This window comes from Suilimivivens sp. (assembly GCF_037359455.1).
Classification (GTDB): Bacteria; Bacillota; Clostridia; order Lachnospirales; family Lachnospiraceae; genus Suilimivivens; species Suilimivivens aceti.
In genome coordinates, this window is sequence record NZ_JAXXXI010000036.1 from 21,449 (window position 1) to 27,448 (window position 6,000).

A 6,000-nucleotide genomic window follows, 5' to 3' on the forward strand; every position below is an offset into this window, starting at 1 on the left:
AAAAGGAAGAAAGAAATTGAAAAAGCTGCTTGTTTATCTTAAAGATTATAAAAAAGAAAGTATTCTGGGGCCTCTGTTTAAACTGCTGGAGGCCTCTTTTGAACTTATTGTACCGCTTGTTGTGGCATCCATGATCGATGTGGGAATTGCGCAGGGAGATAAGGGCTATGTAGGAAGAATGTGCCTGATCATGGCAGCACTTGGTCTGATCGGCCTTGTCTGTTCCATTACGGCGCAGTATTTTGCCGCGAAAGCGGCTGTTGGATTTGCTGCAAAGCTCCGTCATGGTGTATTTGAACACATTCAGAAGCTGTCCTTTTCCCAGCTTGACAGGGAGGGAACTGCTACGCTGATCACAAGGATCACTAGTGATATCAATCAGGTGCAGTCAGGTGTAAACCTTGTACTGCGCCTGTTTCTGCGTTCACCATTTATTGTATTTGGTGCCATGGTCATGGCCTTTACAGTTGATGTAAAGGCTGCCCTGATTTTCGTAGTTGTGATCCCGGTACTGTCCGTGATCGTATTTGGCATCATGCTGGTAAGTATTCCGCTGTACAAAAGAGTACAGAGCGGACTTGACAGGGTGCTTGGAACTACAAGAGAGAATCTCACCGGTGTCCGCGTGATCCGTGCTTTTGGACAGGAACCGGCAGAGATCGGTAAGTTTGACGGTGAGAATGATGCACTAAAGAAGATCCAGACTACAGCAGGACGGATCTCGGCGCTGATGAATCCGTTGACCTATGTGGTGATCAATGCAGGTCTGATCGCCCTGATCTATACAGGAGCCCTGCAGGTGGATGCAGGTGTGCTGTCAAAGGGCGAGGTGGTAGCACTGATCAACTATATGTCACAGATTCTGGTAGAGCTGGTGAAGCTGGCAAACCTGATCATCACTATGACCAAGGCAGTTGCCTGTGGAAACAGGATCGAGACAGTGCTGGCAATGCCAGCAGGACTGAAGGGGTATTCTTCAGAGGAACCGGAAGAAGCAGATTCAGTGAATATCGGCAGTGAAGAAGAAACGGGCAGCGTTGTTTTCGAGCATGTAGGACTCCGGTATTATGAGGGCGGCGAGGAAGCTCTGACAGATATTACATTTAAGGCCAGAAAGGGAGACACCATCGGCATCATTGGCGGTACCGGCTCTGGTAAGTCTTCCCTGGTGAACCTGATCCCCCGTTTTTATGACGTGACAAGCGGCAGTGTGAGAGTGGATGGCAGAGATGTGAGAAGCTATGATACCGTTGCCCTCCGGGATAAGATCGGTGTTGTCATGCAGAAGGCGGTGCTGTTCCAGGGAACAATCCGGGATAATCTGAAGTGGGGGAATGAAGCGGCTACTGATGAAGAGATCTATGAAGCGCTCAGGACAGCACAGGCAGAAGAGATCGTGCGGCAGAAGAAGGACGGTCTTGATGAAATGATCGAGCAGGAAGGACGGAACCTTTCCGGTGGACAGAAGCAGCGTCTTTCTATTGCCAGGGCACTGGTAAGGAAGCCGGAGATCCTGATCCTCGATGACAGTGCTTCCGCACTGGATTATGCAACGGATGCAGCACTCCGTAAGGCCTTGAAGGAAATGCCGGGAGACACTACTGTATTTATTGTTTCCCAGAGAGCTTCTTCCCTGATGCATGCGGATACGATCATCGTGCTGGATGACGGCAGGGCAGTGGGAATGGGAACCCATGACGAGCTGCTTAAGAGCTGCGAGGTATATCAGGAAATCTACTACAGTCAGTTTGAAAAGAAGGCAGGTCAGGGTGAGTAATATGAAAAAGACAGAAAAAAATGAAAAACAGAAGGAGACCCTGATCAAGGTCTTAAAATATATGAAGCCATACCGATGGCTGGTCGTTCTTACGATCCTGATGGCGGCAGCTTCTGTAGCACTTACCTTATATCTGCCGGTGCTGACAGGAAATGCAGTTGACTGGCTGACCAGTCTGATCAGCCCGGCAGAGGGGACAGGAAGTCCGTGGCCGGCACTGTTTACCATCCTGAAAAAGATGGCAGTGGTAGTTGTTCTTACTGCACTGGCACAGTGGCTGATGGGAATCTGCAATAACAGGATCGTTTACGGTATGATCCAGGATATCAGGGAAAAGGCATTTTGCAGGATCCAGGAGCTGCCTTTGAAATATCTGGATGGTCATTCACAGGGAGATATTGTCAGTCGTGTTATTGCGGATGTAGACCAGTTTGCAGATGGTCTGCTGATCGGATTTACCCAGCTGTTTACCGGTGTTGTGACGATCATCGGTACATTGTTCTTTATGCTTTCTGTGAATGTGGGGATCACTGTAGTTGTTGTCGTGATCACACCGGTTTCCCTGTTTGTGGCAAGCTTTATAGCCAAAAAGACCTTCAGCATGTTCAAGCTGCAGTCAGAAACAAGAGGAGAACAGACCAACCTGATCAATGAAATGATCGGTAATCAGAAGGTGGTCCAGGCCTTTAACAGAGAGGATGAAACACTGGAAGCCTTTGATGAAATCAACGGAAGGCTGGAAAAGTATTCCCTGCGGGCAATCTTCTTTTCTTCCATTACCAATCCCAGCACGAGATTTGTCAACAGTCTGGTTTATATGGGAGTTGGACTGACGGGCGCCATGGCGGCGATCTCCGGCAGACTGACAGTAGGACAGCTTACCTGCCTGCTTTCTTATGCAAACCAGTATACCAAGCCTTTTAACGAAATTTCCGGTGTCGTGACAGAGCTGCAGGGTGCACTTGCCTGTGCGGCACGTATTTTTGAACTGATCGAGGAAGAGCCTCAGACCGCAGATGCTGCAGATGCCAGGGTACTGACAGATACAAAGGGAGCCATTGACCTTAGCCATGTGGCATTTTCCTATACACCGGACAGGAGGCTGATCGAGGATCTGAATCTTCAGGTAAAACCGGGGCAGAGGATCGCTATCGTAGGGCCTACGGGCTGCGGCAAGACGACGCTGATCAACCTGCTGATGCGTTTCTATGATGTCAATGAAGGAAGTATTTCTGTGGATGGTACGGATATCCGGGAGATTACAAGGAAATCCCTGCGCACCTCCTTTGGTATGGTGCTGCAGGATACGTGGCTTAAGAGAGGAACGATCCGGGAGAATATCACAGTAGGAAGACCGGATGCCACAGATGAGGAGGTCATTGCAGCAGCAAAGGCTTCCCATGCGGACAGCTTTATCAGAAGGCTGCCGGATGGCTATGATACCGTGATCGGAGAGGATGGCGGCAGCCTGTCAGGAGGGCAGAAACAGCTCCTTTGTATCACCAGAGTGATGCTTTCCCTGCCTCCTATGCTGATATTGGATGAGGCAACCTCTTCTATTGATACAAGAACAGAACAGAAGATCCAGAAAGCATTTGCAACGATGATGGAGGGCAGGACAAGCTTTATTGTAGCCCACAGATTATCGACGATCCAGAATGCAGATGTGATACTGGTCATGAAAGACGGTCATATTATCGAGCAGGGAAATCATGAAGAACTGCTCGCAGAAGGTGGTTTTTATGCAAAACTGTACAACAGTCAGTTCGCGATCGCATAACAGATTATTCAGCAACCGTGCCCTGTGGGCACTGCTGGTTCCCCTGATGGTGGAACAGCTTTTAAATTCCCTGATGGGAACAGCAGATACCATCATGGTCAGTAATGTGGGAGCCGCTGCCATGTCAGCGGTTTCCCTGGTGGATTCTATCAATGTACTGGTAATCCAGGCCTTCTCCGCACTTGCAGCAGGAGGCTGTATCATTTGTTCACAGTATATCGGGAAGGAAAAGCCAAAGGAAGCGGAAAGGGCAGCTAAGCAGGTGCTGCTTGTTGTGTTTCTTATCTCTGCAGTGATCACGGTACTTTGCATGATCAGTAACCGGGAGCTTCTGCACCTTGTCTTTGGACAGGTAGAAGCGGATGTTATGGATGCTGCTGTGATCTACTTTTATTATACAGCACTGTCTTTTCCTTTTATTGGACTGTATGATGCCGGTGCAGCCATTTACCGGGCACAGGGAAACAGCAGACTGCCCATGACAGTTTCTGTGATCTCCAATTTCCTGAATATCATCGGAAATGCTGTCTTTATCTGGGGCTTCCATATGGGAGTGTCCGGAGCGGCACTGTCGACACTTCTTTCACGTGTATTCTGTGCGGTGGTAGTACTGGCCTTTCTTCACAGGGAGAGGCAGACGATCACAGTGAATCATTATGTTAAGATCAGACCGCAATGGCAGCTGATTTTAAGTATTCTGGCCATCGGAATTCCTTCCGGTGTAGAGAACAGTATGTTCCAGTTCGGTAAGCTGGCGATCCAGTCCAGCGTTTCCACCATGGGAACCACAGCAATTGCAGCACAGGCTATGGCTAATATTATGGAGAACCTGAATGGGATAGCGCCTATGGGGATGGGAATCGGGCTGATGACAGTAGTAGGACAGTGTATCGGTGCTGGACGGAAGGATGAAGCGGTATATTATATCAGAAAGGTATGCGTATGGGCTGAGATCTGTCTGATCATCAGCTGTGTGCTGGTATATCTGGCAGCAAGGCCGGTCACAGTGATCGCAGCCATGGAGCCAGAGAGCGCAGCACTGTGTGTTTATATGGTAGGATGGATCACGGTCTGCAAACCTATTTTCTGGGTAGGATCCTTTATCCCCGGATATGGAATGCGGGCAGCAGGAGATGTGAAATTCAGTATGATTGTATCGACCATTACTATGTGGCTTTGCCGTGTGAGCCTGTGTATCTTTCTAGTCAGGGCATTACACTTTGGACCAATGGCGGTATGGATCGGTATGTTTACAGACTGGGGTGTCAGAAGCATCATATTCTTTGGAAGATTTCACAGCAGGAAATGGCTGGAGCATAGGGTGGTAGCGTAGGATGAAACCTATAAGTGCAAAATTACTTTTAACGGCAGTATTTGTTGCCAGAGGAACTTCTTTCCTCTTTTCAAAAATATTGATGAATACCATGTCGCCCATGAATATTCTGGCAGTCAGGTTTATTCTGGCGTTTCTGGTGCTGGCGGTCATCTTCCATAAGAAGCTGCTTGCCTGCAGTAAAAACAGCCTGAAAGGCGGACTGATCCTGGGTGTATTGTATACGGTCTGCATGATATTTGAAATGTATGGCCTGCGGCTTATTGATTCTGGTGTCAGTTCCCTGATCGAAAACATGGCGATCGTAATGGTTCCGATCTATGCGGCGATCCTGACAAGAACTCTGCCAAAGAAGAAAACCATGCTGTGCGCCCTGCTCGCAGTTATCGGTGTTGGATGTTTGTCTCTGACACAAAGCAGCTGTTCTGGCGGAGGTCTTGGCATCGTGCTGATGATACTTGCAGCACTGACATTCGCAGCCTGTATCATGGCGACAGAAAAAGTAACACAGGATGCAGATCCTGTGACAGTAGGTATGCTGCAGCTTGGTGTGATGGGGCTTCTCAGTCTGATCGTAGCTCTGGCTTCCGGAGATTTCAGCCTGCCGCAGGGCAGTCAGCAGTGGGGAATGTTACTGCTTCTGGTACTTTTGTGCAGTTGCTTTGGATTTACCTTCCAGCCAGTGGGACAGAAATATCTGCCCGCAGAAACAGCAGCAGTATTTACGGTAGTGAATCCCCTGACAGCCAGTGTGATGGGGATTGCGGTCGGTGGAGAAGGTATGAGTTTTTTGAAGTTGGTTGGGTATGTGCTGATCCTGCTGGCATTGCTGCTTTATAATCTGAAAACCAATGCATCAGACGGGGCATGGGGAAGGAAAAGAAGCTGAGATGCCCCGCAGAGAGTGAGAAATTGAGAAGAAAAGAGAAAGAAGAGCTTCGAACGGGGCATGGAGAAGGAAAAGAAGCTGAGGTGCCCCGCAGAGAGTGAAAAATTGAGAAGAAAAGGGAAAGAAGAGCTTCAAACGGGGCATGGGGAAGGAAAAGAAGCTGAGATGCCCCGCAGAGAGTGAAAAATTGAGAAGAAAAGGGAAAGAAGAGCTTCAAACGG

Annotated in this window: 5 protein-coding genes; all 5 read left to right on the forward strand. The window is 48.8% G+C overall.

Annotated elements, in window-relative coordinates:
- Positions 1-16 precede the first annotated feature (16 nt).
- The 5 genes from WJQ40_RS07165 to WJQ40_RS07185 are packed head-to-tail and all read left to right on the forward strand — an operon-like array spanning position 17 to position 5,962.
- Complete coding sequence (locus WJQ40_RS07165; protein WP_337538915.1) at positions 17-1,777, forward strand: ABC transporter ATP-binding protein; 1,761 nt, start codon at positions 17-19, stop codon at positions 1,775-1,777.
- A 1-nt stretch (position 1,778) separates the two neighbouring features.
- The gene (locus WJQ40_RS07170) at positions 1,779-3,557 is read left to right on the forward strand and encodes an ABC transporter ATP-binding protein (RefSeq protein WP_337538916.1); all 1,779 of its coding nucleotides are present in this window, start codon (positions 1,779-1,781) and stop codon (positions 3,555-3,557) included.
- On the forward strand, positions 3,520-4,890 hold the full coding sequence (locus WJQ40_RS07175) for an MATE family efflux transporter (protein ID WP_337538917.1): 1,371 nt from the start codon (positions 3,520-3,522) through the stop codon (positions 4,888-4,890). Before WJQ40_RS07170 ends, WJQ40_RS07175 begins: the two co-directional genes overlap by 38 nt.
- A gap of 1 nt (position 4,891) precedes the next feature.
- A complete protein-coding gene (locus tag WJQ40_RS07180) occupies positions 4,892-5,779 on the forward strand; it encodes a DMT family transporter (RefSeq protein WP_337538920.1) in 888 nt (295 codons plus the stop codon).
- A gap of 60 nt (positions 5,780-5,839) precedes the next feature.
- Positions 5,840-5,962 carry a hypothetical protein gene (locus WJQ40_RS07185; RefSeq protein WP_337538922.1) on the forward strand — a complete coding sequence of 41 codons (123 nt, stop codon included), beginning with the start codon at positions 5,840-5,842 and terminating at the stop codon, positions 5,960-5,962.
- The last annotated feature ends 38 nt before the right edge of the window (positions 5,963-6,000 follow it).

What these genes read in the sequence shown, in the direction of transcription:
- WJQ40_RS07170 (WP_337538916.1), top strand. Translation starts at nt 1,779, where the DNA reads ATGAAAAAGACAGAAAAAAATGAAAAACAGAAGGAGACCCTGATCAAG.
- WJQ40_RS07175 (WP_337538917.1), top strand. Translation starts at nt 3,520, where the DNA reads ATGCAAAACTGTACAACAGTCAGTTCGCGATCGCATAACAGATTATTC.
- WJQ40_RS07180 (WP_337538920.1), top strand. Translation starts at nt 4,892, where the DNA reads ATGAAACCTATAAGTGCAAAATTACTTTTAACGGCAGTATTTGTTGCC.
- WJQ40_RS07185 (WP_337538922.1), top strand. Translation starts at nt 5,840, where the DNA reads ATGGAGAAGGAAAAGAAGCTGAGGTGCCCCGCAGAGAGTGAAAAATTG.